Raw genomic sequence first — 20102 nt, forward strand, 5'->3', positions numbered from 1 at the left:
ATTAAAATGAGCGCAGAGCAAAAGATCATATATTTCATATTAAAAATGGTAAAATAAAATTGCATGTTTAATCTACGCAATGATAAACACCACGTAGATTTTGGATGTTCTATTGATCAAACGTGAACACTAGGCCAATGAGCGTATGATCGGAACCAAAGTTTTTATTCTCTACATCACTCTTTTCTCCGGGAAGAAGGAGTTTCTGTGTCGTAGGATTAAATTCCGCTATTAAAGAAAAGGAATAGGTCGCTTGAATTCCCAGTCTACTGCGAAAACCCACATCCACCGTTGGACCTTGTATGACCCCATCAACAATTGGTGGAGCAAATTTAGCAGGGACATCCAGATGCTTAGGATAAGTTCCCGCTGCTCCAAAATGCCCTAGTTGAGTTTCATCTCTAAAATCGCATATTTTGCCATTCCGTCCATAAGATTGCGAATCGTCCTCACCGCCCGCATCGACAAACCAATTTTTATCACCAATAGAAAATGGCATATAACCTTGGCCTATTAGCTGGTTAATAAATCTTAGCTCTATCTCACCTGAACGCTTTCTTGATTCTTGAGACAAATGGTCAAAATGGGAGACAAGAACGGCATAATGTGTCTTCGTTGCAGTATCTAAGAATTTTCCAATGACTAATATCCGTTTATGTCTAGGACCTGATGCAAGCTCGTGACACTCGAGACTTTGAAGCTCAGCATGTTTCGGATTGTAAAGAATTGCATTAAAAGAATCGTACCTAAGCGAATTATCTTCAGCATGCCTTTTCTTTGTGACATCGATAGATTCTTGCGTGTGGCAGCTAAAACCAACAAGCTTCCAATCTGGAAAATGCGCTTCTAAATCCTGTGCTTGTGGAAGGTTAAATTCACTTAATCCACAAACGACCGGATCAACTTTTTCGATCATTTCCAATACAGAGAATCTCCTATTTTCCCAAAGATATTGAGGATATGCGTCTCTTTTATCCATAAATTGGTTTTTTATATTCCAAAAACAGATGCAAATTTGATCGACTTCTCTATCAGGCAATTTGCTTGGATTTTCAAGTTCTGGTCTATTAAGTCGGTAGGAGCTAGATATCATGATTTTTTTCTCACTTCGTATAGGGGATTTTGCATAGTTAGCCTGTCCTTATCTCAAAATACTATGTAACGCTGAACAATAAAAAACTATCTAAATTAGATGGTTCAATATGGCTTAGATTAGATGCACAGAAGCTTCGAACCATTTTCTCTTAGGCGCTTGAGCCCTATACTTTTTTTACTTGATACTCCAACCTGGATACTCCGGAGATAACTTACCGGCCTCATTTAGCCGGTGAAGATCGTCTTCAGATAGTCTTAACTGAGTCGATTTAATTTCTTCTAACTGAGTTGTGTTTTTTGCTCCAATGACGACAGTTGTCACGGTTTTTTTGATGCAACAACCAAGCGATGGCAACCTGCGCTACAGAGCCTTGTACTTTTCAGCTATCGATCGCATCGCTTCTACACATTTTGACTTTCAACTTATCAATCAGATGAAAATCATATTTAAAATAGCACCTTGACAGTTAACACGATTATTAAAAGAAGTCCATAGAGCTAACGTTTATTTTAATGTATTCACCATATTTTCCTTGAAAATCTCTAAGAGAGTGGATTAGATTCAAAATTTCGAAACTCATACTTGCAAAGATCAAATGGATAGACTTATTCGCATTGCTAACGCATCCGCTTTTTGGGGAGATCGCCCTTCTGCAGCTGCAACACTTCTTCAGCAAGTTCCCGATTTGGATTACATTACCTTGGACTACCTAGCTGAGGTCTCTCTGTCGATTATGGCCATCCAACGAGAAAAAAATCCTACTCTAGGTTATGCTAAAGATTTTATCGAAACAATTCGATCTCTTGTCCCCTTTTGGAAGAAGGGTTCGAAGGTTAAAATCATTGCAAATGCGGGTGGATTGAATCCATTTGGATGTGCCCAAGAATGCGCCAAAATCCTTAAAAGCACTGGCTGTGTTCATTTAAAGATTGGAATTGTGACGGGAGACGATGTCCTTTCCATCCTTCTCAAGTCCCCTGAAAATTTTCACAATTTAGAAACTCATGCGTCGATTGAAACGATTTCACCAAAGCTTGTCACCGCAAATGCTTACCTAGGAGCTTCTGCAATTGTCGAAGCGTTACAACAAGGCACCGATATCGTGATTACAGGACGTGTCGCAGATCCCAGCTTAACAGTAGCTCCTGCAGCCTTTCATTTTGGATGGGATCTTCAAGATTATGATCTACTTGCCAACGCGACAATTGCTGGTCACTTGATTGAATGTGGAACGCAAGCAACAGGAGGAATTCTGACGGATTGGCTAGATCTTCCGGCATCAGAAATGATCGGATTTCCGATTATCGAAATGGATCAAAAAGGGCATTTCACCTTAACAAAGCCCCCTCACACTGGTGGAATTGTGAATCTTCCTGTCATTAAGGAACAGTTGTTATATGAAATTGGAGACCCTGGCTCTTATTTAAGCCCAGATGTCAATGTGTCATTTTTGAACATTCAACTGCAAGAAGAAGCCCCTAATCGAGTAAGAGTAAGCGGAGGTAAAGGATCTCCCCCACCTACCAGTTATAAGGTGAGCGCCACATATAAAAATGGGTATCGAGCCGATGGACTGCTCACAATAATTGGAAGGGATGCGGATAAAAAGGCGCGAAAATGTGGTACCATCATTCTTGAACGTGTCAAACAAGCTGGATATAACTTGCAAGATTCATTGATTGAATGCATTGGAGCTGGAGATGCCACTTTAGGTATTATTCCGCAAGGCGCTTGTACAGAATGTGTATTAAAAGTCAGTGCCGCAGATGAAAACCGGGAAGCTTTAGAGTGTTTTGTTAAAGAATTTGCACCACTTGTCACAAGTGGTCCTCAAGGAACCACGGGCTATTTAACAGGCCGTCCCAAAATTTTACCCGTCTTTGGTTATTGGCCCTGCTTAATTGACACAAAAGATGTCACGCCTCGCACTCAAACGTATGCAGTGGAGCAACTATGCACAAATTGATCCATCTTTATGACATTGCCCATGCAAGAAGTGGTGACAAAGGTTCTGATTCCAATATTGGAGTTATTGCTTATACCAGTGAGGGTTATCAATTTCTTGTCGAAATACTCACATCGGAAAAAGTGCTGCAGTTTATGCAAAAGACGCAGGTAAAGAGCGTGATCCGTTATGAGTGGCCTAATTTAGGGGCATTGAATTTTGTACTTAAAGGGGCATTAGGAAAAGGTGCAAGCCGTTCCCTTCGCATTGATGCACAAGGCAAAGCACTAGGTCAAATCTTGCTTGAAATGCCTCTTGAAATCGATGAAAACAGATTAACAAAATGCTTAGCCTCATGAATACAAATATATTCGTCGAACATCCCAGCCATAACGTCGTGATCATCAAGTTAAACCGTCCTGAGAAAAGAAATGCCTTGAATATCAGCTTATTGCAGGATTTTCTTTCTACCTTGAAATCAACTGAAAAGGATCCCTCAAAAAGGGTTTTAATTCTTCAAGGAGAGGGTCCCGTTTTTTGTGCAGGCATGGATCTTGCCGAAGCCTGTGATACATCAAAATCAATCGAGTCGAGCGAAATTCTCGCCCAAGTTTTTTCCGCCCTTTATCACACACCCTTAATTACTATTGCGGCTGTACATGGGGCAGCTATCGCTGGTGGAGCGGGCCTTGTCACAGCATGTGATCTCGCCTTAGCTAGTGAAAATACCTTTTTTGGCTATCCTGAAACTCGACGAGGTTTAGTTGCCGCGCAAGTGATGGTTTTCTTAATGCGACAACTTAAACAAAAAGATTTGAAAGAACTCTTGCTGACAGGTGAACTAATTGATGCAAAAAAAGCGCAAGTGATTGGTTTAATTAATCAAGTTGTTCCTCAGGAAAAACTTCTTTTTGAAGCCTTAAAAATGGCAAATTCGGTTATCAATGGTGCTCCCGAGGCAACTCAAGAGACAAAACAACTCATTCAAAAACTCTATCCTTCAAAATTTGAAGAAGACCTCCTTTTAGCCCTCAGTAATCACCAACAAAGACGCCGCTCAAAAGAGGCACAAGAAGGGATGCAGGCCTTTCTAGAAAAAAGAAATCCGCAATGGGAAATATAAAGGTGCAGCTACGTATTTTAGAAGGGAATCGACTGAGTTTGGATGGAGGAGCCATGTTTGGCAATGCTCCAAAAGAATTGTGGAAACGGTGGATTGCTGCTGACGAATTGAATCGAATTCCTTTAGCAAGCCGCACGCTCCTCATTCAAGTTCAGGATCAAAATATTCTACTAGAAGCAGGAAGTGGGGCTTTTTTTGACCCGAAATTGCGTGAACGATATGGAATTAACAACGAGAATGTGCTGATTGAGAATTTGCAAAAGATAGGGCTTTCTCATCAACATATCGATGCAGTCGTGCTATCTCATTTGCATTTTGATCATGCAGGAGGCCTTTTATCTGCTTACAAAGCAAATTCTCCTCTCCAACTCCTTTTCCCGAATGCCCAATACTTTGTGGGAAAAGAGCATTGGGAATATGCTCAAAAGCCTCACATACGAGAAACAGCTTCGTTTATTCCTCAGCTCCATACTTTACTGCAAGAATCGGGTAGGCTTGTTTTGATTGAGGGAACATCCCACCCATCTTTGAATTTTGGTATTTCTTTTGTTTATTCCCATGGGCATACCCGAGGACTCATGCTAGCCAAATTGCGTGTTAATCATCACACAATTCTATTTGCCAGCGATTTAATCCCAGGCATTCCTTGGTTACATTTACCGATTACTATGGGGTATGATCGTTTTTCCGAGCTCATGGTGGACGAAAAAAGGCAAATTTTGTCCCAACTTGAAAAAGAAAATGGAGTGCTTATTTTTTGCCATGATCCATCCATGAGCTGTGGTAAACTTGGACGTAATCACTCAGAACGATATTCTGTCACTGCGATTCTAGAAAAAGATGGAATCCTTCAATTGAATTAAGCGACTAAATGCTTTTCTAAAATTTCTCTAAATTTTTTGGGGATTTCGATTTTTTGGCGCGTTGTGGCATCCAATGTCACATGAACCGTTTTGGCTGTCCCAACCAATTGTTGGTTTTCTTTATAAATGCGGTAATTCACAGTAAAAGCACTTGTTCCCACCCTTTCAATGGTCAAATGTACTTCCAACTTATTCCCTACTTGTAATGATACCAAATAATCGGCTTCCGCATGTACAATCACAAACACAAACTTTTCGTGATGGAAAACCTGGTTAAATCCCAATCCTTCAGATTCCACCCAATCTTCTAGAGCATCATGGGCAAAACGAAACTGACGCGGGAAATACAAAATTCCTGCCATATCTGTATCATGCATACGAACTTTATTATGACTGATGTACATGAGCATTCTCGATAAGTAAGAGGTTAAAAGAGTCCTTTGATGTAGCATATCCTGCAGAAAACTTTCAAGATTTTTAAAAAGAGGAATTGCAATTGCAGGATTTTTATGGCAGAACAGAAAGAAAGGTTTTGCCGTGAAACATCCATTGTCTCTTTACATGATTGTCACTCTTTCCGCCTTGGGAGGTTTGCTTTTTGGCTATGATACAGGCGTGATTTCTGGTGCCATTCTTTTTATTCGACATGATTTCAACCTGTCTTCATCACAAGTTGAAATTGTCATCAGTTCAGTCTTATTAGGCGCCATCGTGGGTAGTGCTTGCGCGGGTTTCCTTTCTGATCAATTAGGAAGATGGCGCTTGCTGTTCTTTACTGCTTGTTTGTTTACGATTGCCTCCGTTGCTTCAGCATTTGCGCCCCAGTTTAGTTGGTTAGCTATCAGTCGCATTTTTATTGGGATAGCCCTGGGGATTTCTTCTGCGATTGTTCCCCTATACATTTCTGAAATCTCCCCCGCTCCCATTCGGGGACGTCTCGTTTCTCTTAATCAATTAGCCATCACCATTGGCATTTTAGTTTCCTATTGTGTCGATTATGCTTTTGCGTATAGCGAAAACTGGCGTTGGATGATCGGGCTTGGAGCGTTTCCCTCTTTCATTTTTGGAATCGGCATGCTCTTTCTCCCAGAAAGCCCCCGTTGGCTGATCAAAAAAGGGCTAGAAACAGAAGCCAAACGGATTCTGCATATTCTTCACGGGAAGAAAGAAGCGGAACGGGAGATTCAAGAGATTCGTCAAGTATCTGCCGGCTCGAACACAAACGCTTTTGTTTTCACACCATGGGTAAAGCGCATGCTGGTCGTTGGAATTGGCCTGGCGATCTTTCAACAAGCGACTGGAATCAATACAATTATTTACTATGCTCCGATCATTTTTGAATTAGCTGGGTTTAAATCTGCTGTGGGGGCCGTTTTTGCAACGAGTATTATCGGTGCCGTTAATCTCATTGCCACCCTCTTTGCACTTAAGCTGTTAGACACTTTAGGAAGAAGAATTTTGCTCTTAATAGGGCTGGCAGGGATGATTTTCAGTTTGTTTGCTCTCGGTTTGGCCTCTTCAATCCCTCATGTTTCCGAAATGCTCGGAGAAATCACCCTCGCCTGCTTAATTGTGTATGTTTGCTCTTTTGCGATTAGCTTGGGCCCCATCTTTTGGTTGCTGATATCTGAAATTTATCCTCTCGAAATTCGCGGTAAAGCGATGAGTATTGCGACTATCACGAATTGGTTAACCAATTTCATCGTAGCGTTCACTTTTCTTACGCTAATCCACTCTTTGGGGCAAGCGGGGACTTTTTGGCTGTATGGCCTAATCTCCATCGTAGCATGGTTTTTTTGTTACTTTCTTGTTCCTGAAACCAAAAATAAAACATTGGAAGAAATCGAAATGCAGAAAATCGTCTAGTAATAAGCGGTTCACACTCTTGTGCGAATAATGCAAATCGGGTATTTTTTGAGGATCTTTACTGAATAAAAGGACGTTTAAAACGCCATGCAAATCTCCACGATTTCCTATTTAAATGAAAAAGGGATTCTCTCCAAAGAATGCAAGCATCAGATTGCGGATGATGTATTAATTCGCGGCTACGAAACAATGGTACTAACCCGCAGTGTGGATGATCGGATGATTACCCTCCAAAGGCAAGGTAGCATTTCATTTGCCTTAAGTTCGCTTGGAGAAGAAGCCTGTGCCGTTGCAAGCGCGGCCGCTCTCGATCTTGCGGATTGGATGTATCCGCAATATAGAGAACTCGGAGTGATGTTTTGGCGTGGTTTCACCATTCAGCAATACCTCCACCATATGTTCGGGAATAAGGAAGACTTGATTATGGGCAGACAAATGCCCAACCACTTTGGTTCTAAGGCTTTAAATGTTGTGCCTGTCTCCTCTCCCATCGGAACGAAAATCCCTCATGCTGCTGGCTGCGCTTATGCGATGAAAATACAGAAAGAGGAAGCTGTGGCAGTTGCCTATTTTGGCGACGGAGCTACTTCTGAAGGAGATTTCCACGTGGGCCTTAATTTCGCAGCAGTCCGTAAAGCTCCGGCCATTTTCTTTTGTCGCAATAATGGTTACGCTATTTCAACTCCTTGTACCAGTCAATTTGCCTCTGATGGAATTTATCCCAAAGGGATTGGTTATGGAATTCAAGCTTTTCGAGTCGATGGCAATGACTTTTTTGCTGTCCACGAAACGGTAGCAAAAGCTAAACAGCTCTGCCTCGAAGGGCATGGTCCTATTTTAATTGAAGCGATGACCTACCGGATGGGAGCTCACTCAACTTCGGATGATCCAAGTCGCTACCGTTCTGAGGAAGAGGTTAAGTCATGGGAAAATAAATGCCCTGTTCGCAGATTGCGTTTGTACTTGGAATCTAAAAAACTTTGGAATGCTGAAAAAGAAGAAGCTTTGCTTGCAAAAATTAAAAAAGAAATCGATGAAGCGATCCAAGTGGCTAAAAAAACGGAACACCCGCCCCTACACTCGATGATCGAAGATGTCTATTTTGAAATTCCACAACGCCTAAAAGAGGAATTTCAAGCTGTGAATCAATTATTTGGGGAAAAAGGATAGATCCATGCCAGAAATGAACATTATCCAAGCTTTAAATCATACGCTGCATCAGCAATTCGCTAAAGATGGCCGATTGGTCGCTTTCGGTGAGGATGCCGGTTCTTTTGGAGGCGTTTTTCGTGTCACAGCTGGTTTACATGATGCCTTTGGAGATGACCGCTGCTTTGATACACCTTTGGCAGAACAAGGGATTATTGGATTTGGTATCGGAATGGCACAAAGAGGATTAAAACCGATTTGTGAAATTCAATTTGCCGATTATATTTTTCCTGCTTATGACCAAATTGTGAACGAACTCGCCAAAATGCGCTACCGCACTGCTGGACAATATACCTCCTCGTTAGTAATACGCACACCCTACGGTGGAGGCATTCATGGCGGACATTACCATTCACAATCTCCCGAAGCACAATTTTTATCTGTACCAGGACTTGTTGTCATTGTAGTCACTTCTCCGTATGATGCCAAAGGCCTTCTCACTGCCGCTATTCAATCAAATGATCCTGTGATTTTCTTTGAGCCCAAACGGTTATACCGGGCTCTTAAAGAAGACGTCCCTGAAGAGGAATATGTCATTCCCATTGGGAAAGCAGCTGTTGCACGTATCGGAAAAGAAGTCACACTCATTGGCTGGGGAGCACAACATCATCAAAACATGGAAGCTGCCGAAAAACTCGCTCAAGAACATCATGTAGATGTTGAAGTGATCAATTTACGCACACTGAATCCTCTCGATATTCCTTGCATTGTCAACTCTGTACAAAAGACAGGTCGCTGTGTGGTAGCTCATGAAGCCCCTTTAACAGCTGGCTTCGGTGCTGAAATTGCAGCCACCATTATGGAACAATGTTTTTTAAGTCTCGAAGCCCCCGTTAAAAGATGCTGTGGCTTGGACACACCTTTTCCTCATACGCTTGAACACGAATATCTGCCAGATGCCAATCGCGTGATTCAAGCTGTTCTCGAAACCATGCATTATTAATCAGAGGTTGCAATGGAAAAAATCTTTACTGTGACACTTCCTGATATTGGTGAAGGCGTTGTCGAGGGAGAAGTGATCGAATGGATCAAGTCACTGGATACAAGACTTGAGCAAGATGAACCTGTGGTGATTGTCATGACAGATAAAGCCACCGTCGAACTTCCTGCCCCTCATCCCGGAAAACTTGTCAGAATATACTATCAACCGGGTGAAATCGCCATTAAAGGCAAACCTCTTTACGATATTGAATTGGAGGAGGCTATTCATCCGACGCCTCAGCAAAAAAAGGCTGAGCAAATAGCGAGTACACAGCCCCTTCCCAAAAAGGTCAAAACGAAAGCTCCAAGTTGTACACAGGAAAAAAGTCTGGCAGCTCCAGCTACCCGTAAAATGGCCCGCGATCTGGGATTAGATTTGTCCACGATTTCTGCAACTGGTGCCCACGGTGAAATTACTATAGATGACATCAAAAAATATGTCTCTCAATCCCCTGAAGAAAGCTGCCCACCTCCCCTCTCTTTACCTGACGACCAAATAGAGCCTTTGATCGGCATTCGGCAGTTAATGGCGCAAAAGATGTCTCTTTCTAAACGTTTTATTCCCCATTTTTCCTACTTTGAGCAAGTAGAAGCTACACGTTTAGTAAAACTGCGCCAGAAAATAAAAGAAGAAGCCGCCAAAGAAAATATCAATGCCACCTACATGCCTTTTTTAATCCGAGCCCTTTCGTTAACGCTTAAACAATATCCACTTTTTAACAGTTCTGTAGATGCCAAAAATCAGTCCATTCGCATCCACCAACCTCACAACATTGGGATTGCAATGGCCACAAAACTGGGATTGATCGTGGCAGTCCTTAAACATGTGGAAAAGATGTCTTTAGCAGACATTATTCGGGAATATGAGCAGCTCAAAAACCGGGCGACTCAGAATCGTTTAGCTCCAAGCGATATGAAAGAATCGACGATCACCATTAGCAATTTTGGTGTCTTAGGTGGAGGAGGATTGTGGGCTACTCCCATCATTAACTATCCGGAAGTTGCGATTCTTGCTGTCTCTAAAATCCAGAAACAGCCAATCGCTAAAAATGGGATTTTAGAGTTGCGCGATACGTTGAATTTGTCTTGGAGCTTTGATCACAGGATTATTGATGGAGACATGGCAGCAACTTTTTCGTATCATTATGCCACTTTGATTCAAAATCCAGCTCCACTTTTATAAGCCATGTTTGCCTGTAAATTGTTGGTTAAGCCCTAAAAACTCTTGCTGAAGCCTCAATATTTTTTTTGCAATTCTTATTTTAAATATTAATTTTAGGGAGGCTTGCCCCCCCCCTTTCAAAAATTATCAATCCAATATACTTTTAAATTATTTAGCTAACTTATTTAAAACATCCTGATAGAATTCAGCCATTTCATAATGGTGTTTTATCCAATATAATCTTTCATCTATTTCTTCCCACTCGTCCAAGCAGTCCAAACCATATTGAAGTAATAAATTTAAAATAGCGGCAATAAGTTTAGATTGAGGAGATCCTGGAACAGCCATAGCTACCGCTGTAGTAAAACAATATCTCGCTTTTTTTCTTTCAGATAAATCGGGTAACCATCAGACTTTTTTCTTTGTGAATTCATATAAAAAATCGGCTTTTTCCTTATGATATTTTACTTTGTTTTCGTAAGATTTGATATCCTCTTTAGATAAGGGCTTTAATGCATTGAGAGCAACTATTAAGTGCTTTATCTCAGTTTCAGAATTAGGAATGCTGAAAATTTCTGATGCATAATTGGCATCATCTGCATTAAACTCATATTCATATTCTCGGAATATATTCTCAGAAGCCTCTGCTGTTGATGAAAATATGTAATTAGCAAAAAACATTAAAACAAACATCAAAATATAATAATAGTATTTGCGTTTGTCATTGCGTATTAGATCAACCAAGAATATAGCAAGCACTACGACCGAAGTTAAAAGTAAAGCTTTCATTATGAATTCTATTTATCTCTATATACGTGTTTTTGTGTTTTTAAAGGACATTTTATCTCTTACCCCTTAAGACACATGATTTTTTGAAGTTATAGAATTTCTTTGAATAGAAGTCACCAAATTTGAGGATGAAAATCAAAATTTTTGAATTTCTTTACCAGATCTCATTCGCTTTCGAGTTTGACGAGCACGAGAACTGGATAAAGCAATAAAACTTATGAAAATCCAGCTTCACTTTTATAATTAGGTATAAAATTCTCAGTTATCTTATTATCTCGTTCATTTTAAAAACATGGGCAAAATAAGATGTCTGATATCACTCTTAAATGTGCACAATTAAATCCCCTTTATGTGGAATCTGCTCTAAAAATACTCCCCCCTGAGCTTTCTAACTTTTTTCGTTCCGATTCCATCAGCCTTTTACGGGAAAAAACCAATCGGATCTGGCATTTCGTTAAGACCGGGGGCGTTTGGATTAATGAACGCAAAATCGACAGGCTTCTCCTCTTAAACAAATTTGAAATTAAGCCCATTTTCCCCAAAAAAAGCTATTTTATTCCCCAAACTTATATCTATGGCATTCCGGAGCGTAAAAAATTTCCCGCGTTTCAAACCTTTCAAGTAAAACCTAAAACCACCTTTATCCCACCTCCTAAACCAAAAGCAGAACCTTTCACATTTGGAACCCCTTTTCCAAGAAATGCGTTTGAAAGGGCTATTGAAGAAAATGATTGTGAGACTTTGCGCAGATTTCTAGATCAAAAAATCAAGCTGGATGAGGGTTATCCTCCCCTTCTCCGGGCGATTCGGAGAGGAAACGTCGAAGCTGTTAAAATGCTCCTAGAATTTAAAGCAAATCCCCGAGCTCGCTATGGAAATTTCTCCATTTACGTCGCAGCGCTGCAGCAGCCGAAGCCCGAGATTATGGAGGCATTGCTTGAGCACGGATTTAGATACCAGGATAGGGATGATAAAATAAATGAAGATTTCCGTTTGACCTTACTTGCCAATGCATCGGTAGAAGTCTTGGAGTTATTTATCAAGAAAGGGTTAAAAGCTGAGTTGGATTCTCCCACAGGAGCTTATCATATCCTCTACTCAGAAAAAAAATTCGACCATCTAGAGGCTTTCCATCAAAATGGGATAAAACGTGAAGATTATTCAAATTGGATTAGACAAAAATTTTTAGCTCATCGATTTGATGTCAGTGTGCCTGATCTGAAATTGGAATCCTTTGACCATCATCGCACCCTATCAGAAATGTATGAATCGCTTCAGGAATTTTTTAAGCACTTTCCTGGCCACTATACCGAATTGACCAAGGAAGCACGTAATCAAATCCTTTCTTCGTTTGAATACGCCTCAAAGGAAGATGAATTCGACACTAAAGACCTCCATACGCATCGTCTTTCTCGCTATGAACAAGGAGAGCCTGTCTTAATTCCGGCTGGCTGGGACACACACGCCATCTACCGCGTGGCTTATAAGCGGCTACTCTTAGAGTGTAATCGTGGGGCCCAATTCGAGGAAGAAACACCAACGGGATTGCAAATTCATACTTTTGAAACATTAAAAAAGGAGGATTTAAAACGAGCAAAATGTAAATCATCGCTCAGTGCAGCCCATCAAGCGAGTTCTCTTTTGTATCAAAATCTAAAAGCAGAAAAAGTGATCCAATTTAAATATAAAGCTCACAAAAAAGGAATTTGCGCTTGGGCAGGACTCAAAACAGCCTTTAGAGGCATCCTATTTGTTTTGATCACAGAAGAACTCCAACGGCAAGGATATTCCATCAATCGGGCGACAAATCAAGCCCAACGCATCGGAAACAAAATTTATAAAACTTGGTCTAAATGGGATCGTGAACAGGAGCTTTTAAAAGCATTGCGCTACTATGAAGCCCCCGATGCAGCCAAACCCAATCTACCTTTACTTAAGCTCATCAAAAAGAAGTTTCATGGATCAAAAAAAACAAGAGACTTATTGACTGTTTTAATCAATTCCCCTCAGCTAAAAAAACTAAGCTAAATTAAAATAGACACACAACTAAATCCTCCACTATATCTCTTATTAAAATCTTAATAATTAAATGAGATAATACACTGAAATTGGTGAGGTTTTATGTCTATTCCTTCTTTTTATTATCATGATTTAAATCCTGTAACAGTTAAGAATCTTTTAAAAGTTAATAAGGAAGAGCTTCCTAAATATTTTTCTTCTGGAAATAAAAAATCATTGGGAGCAATTAGAGAACGCTTGTTGGTTAAAATCCATCGTTTAAAGCATCTAATTAAAACTGGAGTTCGCATTAATGATCAGAAGATTTTAAAGGTACGCAAATTATCTTCCTCGATTATCTCAGCAGAATCGCCTCCCCCATTTCCTGATTTACACCAGTTTATTTCTCATCCTACAACGCCTCCTCCATCTCCCTTGATCAAAAAAGATGAAAAGTTCGCCCCTTTAGAGCCCATTCGTATCCCTTCGGGAACCTTTTGGACGCCTGAGCAAATCAAAGCCTTTAAATTAGGACTTGACTCCCTCTCTGTAAATGAATTGCAAATCGCTTTTATACATGCTGTGGGTGAGGGATGTTTAGGAGTCCTCGAACACTTTGCCAATCACGAGTTTGACTTCAATTTCGCCAATGATGCACATGAAATTCCGCCTTTAAACTTAGCCATTTTGACAAACCATCCAAAAACTGCTCTTTATCTTTTGGATCAAGGTGTTTCTCCCCATCCCCAGCAAGATTTTTCGCCACTGTTTGACGCTGTAAATTCTAATTATCCCGAAGTTATTTCCATGCTGATCGAAAAAGGAGCATCGCTATCCGAGATCAATGCATCAGGAGAAAGCTTACTCGAAAGAGCACTTTACCATCGCAGTCATGAGGCATTAGAAGAACTGTTGGCACATGATGCGGACCCCAATGAGAACGCCATTCTTTATCAAGCCATCAAATATGAAGATTTAACAGCTGTACAACTTTTATTGCGCTATGGTGCTGATCCAAACATCCTCGCAAATGATATTCCTATTTTTGCGGCCGCGTTGTCCCTTGATAATCCCGCATTCTTTCGGTCGATGTTTTCTTTCCTTGATCCGGAAATGCCTTCGGAAGCATTCGCTAATCTTTTACTAAGATATGCCTCACCTGCTGTACTAGAACTTATTCTACAGAACAAAATTGATCCTACACCTTTTGAACTCGATGGAATCTACAACCAATTTTATTTGGCCAACCAAGCGTTTTCAACTTCTAAGGGTGAGCATTTAAACGTTTTTCACAGATACGGAGTCGATGTAGAAGAACATCGAGATTGGTTACGACAAACCTTTTTAACCCATCGTTTTGGAATCAATTTTCCTTCCCTGTCAAAATCGAGTTCTTTTTTTACGATCCCAGAAATTAAAAAATCGCTCCGCACTTTTTTTCAAGCATTGCCATTAAGCGCCTTCCCAGAATTCACCGAGCAAGCCCGCACCAAAATTCTCAAAGCTTTTAACGAAAAATTAGACATCAATTTCTCATCCAACGAGGTGATCCAACACCGCTTACATCACTACGAAGAAGGTCAAATCATTCTCATCCCGACAGGTTGGAAGGCACATACAACTTACCGCTTTGTATATAAAGGGATCATAGCTGAGAGCAACCGAGGAGAGGAAATTGACAGCTCCATTGCATCCGGACTTCAATTAAAAACATTTTCTGGTTCACCACAAAACGTTTTAGGCATCACTCCAGTCATGTCTCGCCAAGAAGCCTTACAGTTACAAAATAGACTGTACGAAGAGTTAAATACTCAGGAATTTTTGTCTTTTAAATATCGGCCTCAGAAAGCAGGAACTTGCACTTGGGCTGGCCTAAAAACAGCTTTTAGAGGGATGCTATTTGTGCTAATTGCAGAGAAACTGCAGGAAAGCCTACCTCATGATCAAGTTACTTTGAAAGCAGAAGCGATTGCCGATTCAATTTATAAAAAGTGGTCTTCTTGGGACCGCGAACATATTTTGCAAGAAGCCCTAACCTATTATCGAACTCCTGGAACAATCAAACCCAATAAAGTTTTGCTTAAAGCCATCGACAAAAAATTCAAAGGACCTAAATCTACAAAGCATTTACTTAAAAAAGTCATCCATCAAAAATAATAAAGTTGCATGTCTCTATTTGCGGTTCATTTTCACAATTTGGATCCTGTAAAAGTTCAAGAAGTTCTCATAACAAAAAAAGAAAAACTTCATATACTTCCTAAATCCTAATTAAAGATAAGCAAATACGGTCTTCTTGAGATCGAGAACAAGCTCTTCTCATAGCTTTAGACATTACCAATCAATCGAAGGTCTCTCCCCTAATCAAGCGTTATTGACAGAAATCGCAAACAAATTTAAAGGATCCGAAGAAACAAAACAAAAGCTTAGCTCTGTTCTAAAAATGCTCGGTAACATATCATAAAGGGTATTTTTAAATTAAGGAAATTTTTATGGCTGAAATCAATACAATTCAAACTTTTTTTTCAGAATCTCACTGGAAAAAACCTTTTAAGGTAAAGTCCGAGCTTAAATTGGCAGATGGCACAACACGCACCATAACTGATAGATTCAGTAAAAAACAAAGAGCGACGTTCATTACTCTGGCAATCGCGACCTTACTGCCTTCACTAGGACTCAATATTTTAGTCCTCATGCTAACCTTAGCCTATTTAAAACAGAAAAAAATTCACAAATTAGAATCCTCTGACTTTCCAAATATGCCCAACCCTTACAAAACAAAATCTCTTTTGCCTGATCCAGGACCTCTTCCCCTTCCACCCCCTTCAGGTATTCGAGTGGGCTCACCCAATGTGGGAAATACCTGCTGGTTAAATGCGGTTTTAAAAATGCTCGCATGTGATCCAAATTTTGATGGCCTCTATGATCAACAGGAATTCCCTAAAGCAACTTTTGCACTTGAGGGAATGCGTCCCTGGAAAAGAAAGTGTTTAATTGCAAATGAGACAAAAAAAATTCAAGAATTTCAGCGCACCTTGAAAGTTGTCATTTATCAACTTCGTACGCAATCTGAAGGAGTTATTGATCGAGATCTTTGCTTGCGCTTGGTGAAAGCCCTTCCCATTTTAATGCCTAATGTGATGGATATTTTGGAATTTAACCAACAAGAAGCGGCTGAGGCAATAAGTTTAATTCAAAGTCGTTTTGGATGGCCCAACACAGCTGGAATCAATCATGATAACCCTACCGATGAAACAAAAAATAACTTTCTTCGCACACTTAACCTTTACGAACCTCAAGAGGATGGTGTGATTAAATATGCTCATGCAAAAGAATTTGACACACAGACAATTTCGCTCACTTTTACGGCAGAAACTGCTGACAAAGAAGAACCCATCGACATTGGAAATTACTACCAAAATGAGCATGAAAGTTCAATCCCTTCTTTTTCCGATTTTGATTTGCAAACTCTCGAAGATAGAGTGGCTGAGAAGCAATATTTGATTAAGCAAATGCTCGTTAATATCCCCCAGCACCTTTACGTGAACATTCAAAGAAATGTTTTAACGGAAGAAGGGGTGAAAAAGAATTGTCGCCCAATTGAGTTGGACTCGGAAGGACGGTTGATACTCATTGAAAACGACCTCCAACAGGTGGGAATTATTAAAGAAAATCATTCGCTTTCCATTAGTCCTAAATACGCCTGTGCTTTCGAAGTCGCCACCGCCATTGTCCATGAAGGCGATGAAAACGAAGGACACTATATCTGCATCGAGAAAACACCCGAAGGAAAGTATTATCGTCACGATGACAGTTCCGTCACAGAACGCTCACCTGAGGAAGCTTTGGAGTCTTGTGCAGCGGCAACCTATCTAGGCTTGCGACTTCTCCAAAAACTCCCTCTTGATGAAGCACAAATTTCAAGTATTTTAACCAGTGGGCAAATTGTTCCGGCTATCACCCTTTAAACGACACTTGCCGAAAGCCATTCATTTGGCTTTCGGCTCTTTTTCCTTATAGCGCCGGATTAAAAGGCGTATAAGTGCTGAGTTGTTTCAGCTCTCCGATAGAACGCATAGGCGCATAATCTAAAATATTCCCGTCCGGTTGAGAGCCTTTTAGCAAGATTCCCAAGCGTCTCTTATTTTTTTTGTTTAACACAGAGTCCGCATATTCTAGACAATCTTCATAGGTAATGGTCTTTAACGCATGAATCCTTTTGTCAAGCCACTGAAAATCAGCATGGTAATCTGTCACCATGAGCCGCAATACTTTTCCCATCTCAACAAGACTTTTGGGGGGTTCTTGCAAAACAGCCAAAAGGGAAGACTTAATAGCTAAAAATTGCTCTTCACGCAACTCAGATCTTCTTAACTCTTGTAAAAAGCTTTCAATAAACAACTCAAAGCGTGCTAATAAATCTCTTGGATTATGAGTGTTGGATTGCACAGCAAAAAGATTAAATAGATGTTGCTTGATTTCTTCGGCGGAAGAAAAGACAATATAACCTGTTTGCTGCTTGGTGCGCAGGGTTGAAAAGAAAGGATCTTTCATGGCTTGCATCAAAATTTGTTGAGCCGCCCGCGCCGTAAACGAAAAGGGTTCACTTTCAATCGCCAAGATCACCGCATTCCCTTGTGATTTTGTTTTGCAATCCACATAGAACGGACCACCTTCATTTGGCATGACCATCACTTCAATTTCGGGCCTCTCACTCTTTGGATAAACTTTGCCGGCAAATTGATCCATAACGAGTGATGTACACTTTTCAGCTTCTTGTGTGGACATGTTTCCGTACAAAACGCCTTCAATATAAGCCTGTTCAAAAAGCTTCTTCCGATACGTGCTAAATTGGTCGTAGGTGACTTTTCGGATGGCCAAAGCTTTTTGCTTTTCTGTCGTAAATCTTTTATATATGGCATCCCTTAACCATTCAGAGGCTTGCTTAATCGGCATTTCTTGATTGAAATTCAAATATTGCCGCAAGAGGATGTCTTTATAGAGATTAAAGTCTTCTTTGGTTAGCTCTTCATTTTTCAATGCAGAGAGAATTGTTTCAAACAACATTAAAGCATTTTCATTATAGCCATCCAAAGACACCGAAATTCCATTGAGCTCTTGACTAACGGAATAATTAAGTCCGGCTAACTTTGCAGTATAGCTCAGTTGGCTTAATGCTTCTACGACCCCTTTAACAACCAAATCGGCCATTACAATTTTTAATGGATCATCCGCCATCACTTCAGGGGTGCGAAATTGAAAAAACCAGTAGACCTTAGGTTCTTGATAACGTTTATCTGGTGCAAAATAGATGGTTGCGGTGTCGTTATCGATAATCTTTGTCGGCTGAGGAAGATACCCTAGATCCTGTACTTCTGTTTTAGGATATTTGATTTCTAAATGTGTTGGAACAAAAGGATTGGGTCCTGGAATATCTATGGATGGGTGAGGTTCTGCGGTTTTCCATTTTTTCAAAATATCTTCCGGGATCGGACGTATAGCAAAGGAGGTTCCCAACCATTTTTCTTTTTGATCTGGCTGCACTTTTGACTCTTGTGGCGACGCAGTAACCTCTATCTCACAATTTTCAGGCGTTAAAGCACTTAAAAATTCTTGGATTAGTTGAGGTTGATAGGAAGTAATGATCTGAGTCTTCTCTGGATAAGTTTCTAATGGTTCATTGACGATCCATCGAATTTGTTTCATTAAATCAAAAAACTCATCCTCCCGCGATTGGTATTGGTAATCCAACGTTTCAGAGCGTTTTAATTCATTAAAGACATATTCGGGAACCCCCTTTTTCTTTAGATTGGCAATGGCTTGAAAACAGCGCAAAATGACTGTATTGACTTCCTGCAAGCCTTCTTGAGTTAGATCAACTTCAAGATAAAACTCGTATAATTTTTCTCCTGATTTGGCTCCCCCGCAACGCAATCCTTCTGCAAGCTTCTCCCTTTTTAATTGTGCTAAAAGGCTTTCTTTCCCTTCATGACCCAAAATAAAGCATAAAATATCATCGGGCTTCCCATCTTGCATTTCAGCAAATTTAGCGGGCATTTCCCAAATCAAAGTCACGGAACGTAAATTTTTTAGAGGTTCGATATAAGCGATTTTCCCTCGATTTTCCGCAGAAAAAGCGGGCATTGTTGTGCTAAACTGGGTTTTATGAGTATTTGGAATATCTGCGAAATCTTGCACAACAAGCTGTGTAAGCTTCTCAAGGGATTGATTCGAATAGATGATAAGCTTCATTAGGTTTGCACTATAATGGGTCTGATACCAAGCCACTAAGGTTTCCTGCGAGACTTTATTTAAAGTGTCACTATTACCCATATTAAATCCTGCATTGGGATGATTAGGATTTTGCAAGGTCTTGTGCACGAATAAAGCACGAAAGTCATCATTTTCTAAATTTTTGGCATACTCTTGATCGATGGCCATTAATTCACGATCGACTCCAGATGGATTAAAAAGCGGTTCTTTAAAAAACTGCGCAAAACGATCTAAGGCTTGATCAAAAGCAGGATTGTTAATCGTAAATAAATAACTGGTGGCACTGTTGGCTGTAAACGCATTGGATGTCCCTCCATTTTCACTCACAAAACTGCTATATTCAGATTCAATCGGATATTTTTTTGTGCCTAAAAATAGCATGTGCTCCAAGAAATGCGCAATTCCTGGATATTCTTTAGGGTCTTCCCAACTTCCCACTTTTACACTTAAAGCGGCACCAGACTTTTCGGCTAAAGGATCGGAGATAAGATAGGCCTCTAAACCATTTTTTAAACGGATTTTTAATGTTTTTCTCCCTGAAAATGCAGGAGTCAAAATCGGAATTTTAGCCTGATCTTGTACCACTGTATAAGAAGCGGAATCCTCTTCACATAACAGACATGACGACCATCCAAAAATTCCAAGAACCAACAAACCTTTGACGCACCAATTATTCCACATGATTCACCTTGCCTCTTTGCGTTAAAAAACCCCTATTTTCTAGCGTTTTCACATAACTCTCAAGCAAAAGGAGCAGAGGATGCAAATTTTATTTTTTTTAACATAGAAAATCAAATTTT

Annotated in this window: 17 protein-coding genes; 11 read left to right on the plus strand and 6 right to left on the minus strand. The window is 40.2% G+C overall.

Going from position 1 to position 20102, the window contains the following annotated elements:
* Window positions 1–109: 109 nt before the first annotated feature.
* Together AOM43_RS11230 and AOM43_RS13440 are read right to left on the minus strand one after the other, a co-directional pair.
* Entirely contained in the window at window positions 110–1093 is a 984-nt protein-coding gene (locus tag AOM43_RS11230; protein WP_006340542.1) for an exonuclease/endonuclease/phosphatase family protein, read from the minus strand.
* A 177-nt stretch (window positions 1094–1270) separates the two neighbouring features.
* Window positions 1271–1417 carry a hypothetical protein gene (locus AOM43_RS13440; protein WP_006340543.1) on the minus strand — a complete coding sequence of 49 codons (147 nt, stop codon included), beginning with the start codon at window positions 1415–1417 and terminating at the stop codon, window positions 1271–1273.
* 274 nt (window positions 1418–1691) lie between these two features.
* On the opposite strand from AOM43_RS13440, the gene AOM43_RS11235 reads away from it, so the two are divergent.
* The 4 genes from AOM43_RS11235 to AOM43_RS11250 are packed head-to-tail and all read left to right on the plus strand — an operon-like array spanning window position 1692 to window position 5027.
* Entirely contained in the window at window positions 1692–3062 is a 1371-nt protein-coding gene (locus AOM43_RS11235) for an acyclic terpene utilization AtuA family protein (protein WP_059360331.1), read from the plus strand.
* On the plus strand, window positions 3050–3400 hold the full coding sequence (locus AOM43_RS11240; RefSeq protein WP_006340546.1) for an AtuA-related protein: 351 nt from the start codon (window positions 3050–3052) through the stop codon (window positions 3398–3400). The genes AOM43_RS11235 and AOM43_RS11240 overlap by 13 nt, the downstream gene beginning before the upstream one ends.
* A complete protein-coding gene (locus tag AOM43_RS11245) occupies window positions 3397–4164 on the plus strand; it encodes an enoyl-CoA hydratase/isomerase family protein (RefSeq protein WP_013924237.1) in 768 nt (255 codons plus the stop codon). Before AOM43_RS11240 ends, AOM43_RS11245 begins: the two co-directional genes overlap by 4 nt.
* Window positions 4152–5027 carry an MBL fold metallo-hydrolase gene (locus AOM43_RS11250; RefSeq protein WP_013924236.1) on the plus strand — a complete coding sequence of 292 codons (876 nt, stop codon included), beginning with the start codon at window positions 4152–4154 and terminating at the stop codon, window positions 5025–5027. The genes AOM43_RS11245 and AOM43_RS11250 overlap by 13 nt, the downstream gene beginning before the upstream one ends.
* On the opposite strand, the gene AOM43_RS11255 is transcribed toward AOM43_RS11250, so the two are convergent.
* On the minus strand, window positions 5024–5479 hold the full coding sequence (locus AOM43_RS11255) for an acyl-CoA thioesterase (RefSeq protein ID WP_348638800.1): 456 nt from the start codon (window positions 5477–5479) through the stop codon (window positions 5024–5026). The two genes, AOM43_RS11250 and AOM43_RS11255, sit on opposite strands and share 4 nt — an antisense overlap.
* A gap of 85 nt (window positions 5480–5564) precedes the next feature.
* On the opposite strand from AOM43_RS11255, the gene AOM43_RS11260 reads away from it, so the two are divergent.
* The 4 genes from AOM43_RS11260 to AOM43_RS11275 all read left to right on the plus strand — a co-directional run bounded on the left by AOM43_RS11260 (window position 5565) and on the right by AOM43_RS11275 (window position 10266).
* Window positions 5565–6893 carry a sugar porter family MFS transporter gene (locus tag AOM43_RS11260; protein WP_036745963.1) on the plus strand — a complete coding sequence of 443 codons (1329 nt, stop codon included), beginning with the start codon at window positions 5565–5567 and terminating at the stop codon, window positions 6891–6893.
* 87 nt (window positions 6894–6980) lie between these two features.
* Entirely contained in the window at window positions 6981–8063 is a 1083-nt protein-coding gene (locus AOM43_RS11265) for a thiamine pyrophosphate-dependent dehydrogenase E1 component subunit alpha (protein ID WP_059360333.1), read from the plus strand.
* 4 nt (window positions 8064–8067) lie between these two features.
* Window positions 8068–9045: an alpha-ketoacid dehydrogenase subunit beta gene (locus tag AOM43_RS11270; protein ID WP_006340552.1), complete on the plus strand. Its 978-nt coding sequence runs from the start codon at window positions 8068–8070 to the stop codon at window positions 9043–9045.
* 12 nt (window positions 9046–9057) lie between these two features.
* Window positions 9058–10266 carry a dihydrolipoamide acetyltransferase family protein gene (locus AOM43_RS11275; protein ID WP_059360335.1) on the plus strand — a complete coding sequence of 403 codons (1209 nt, stop codon included), beginning with the start codon at window positions 9058–9060 and terminating at the stop codon, window positions 10264–10266.
* A 147-nt stretch (window positions 10267–10413) separates the two neighbouring features.
* Here the strand turns inward: AOM43_RS11275 and AOM43_RS11280 are convergent, their stop codons facing one another.
* A complete protein-coding gene (locus tag AOM43_RS11280; protein ID WP_059360337.1) occupies window positions 10414–10593 on the minus strand; it encodes a hypothetical protein in 180 nt (59 codons plus the stop codon).
* Window positions 10594–10653: 60 nt separating this feature from the next.
* Window positions 10654–11034 (minus strand): hypothetical protein, encoded by a 381-nt coding sequence (locus tag AOM43_RS11285; RefSeq protein WP_059360339.1) that lies wholly within the window; start codon window positions 11032–11034, stop codon window positions 10654–10656.
* Window positions 11035–11340: 306 nt separating this feature from the next.
* Here AOM43_RS11285 and AOM43_RS11290 point away from each other — a divergent pair, with 306 nt between their 5' ends.
* The 3 genes from AOM43_RS11290 (at window position 11341) to AOM43_RS11300 (ending at window position 16997) form a co-directional block, all read left to right on the plus strand.
* Window positions 11341–13062 (plus strand): ankyrin repeat domain-containing protein, encoded by a 1722-nt coding sequence (locus tag AOM43_RS11290; protein WP_059360341.1) that lies wholly within the window; start codon window positions 11341–11343, stop codon window positions 13060–13062.
* Between the two features lie 93 nt (window positions 13063–13155).
* The gene (locus AOM43_RS11295) at window positions 13156–15189 is read left to right on the plus strand and encodes an ankyrin repeat domain-containing protein (protein ID WP_059360343.1); all 2034 of its coding nucleotides are present in this window, start codon (window positions 13156–13158) and stop codon (window positions 15187–15189) included.
* 332 nt (window positions 15190–15521) lie between these two features.
* Window positions 15522–16997, plus strand: a complete 1476-nt coding sequence (locus AOM43_RS11300) for a ubiquitin carboxyl-terminal hydrolase family protein (protein ID WP_013924227.1) — start codon at window positions 15522–15524, stop codon at window positions 16995–16997.
* 46 nt (window positions 16998–17043) lie between these two features.
* Here AOM43_RS11300 and AOM43_RS11305 read toward each other — a convergent pair whose 3' ends face one another.
* The gene (locus AOM43_RS11305; RefSeq protein ID WP_006340559.1) at window positions 17044–19983 is read right to left on the minus strand and encodes an insulinase family protein; all 2940 of its coding nucleotides are present in this window, start codon (window positions 19981–19983) and stop codon (window positions 17044–17046) included.
* Window positions 19984–20102 lie beyond the last annotated feature (119 nt).

Source organism: Parachlamydia acanthamoebae, from assembly GCF_000875975.1.
Lineage (GTDB): Bacteria > Chlamydiota > Chlamydiia > Chlamydiales > Parachlamydiaceae > Parachlamydia > Parachlamydia acanthamoebae.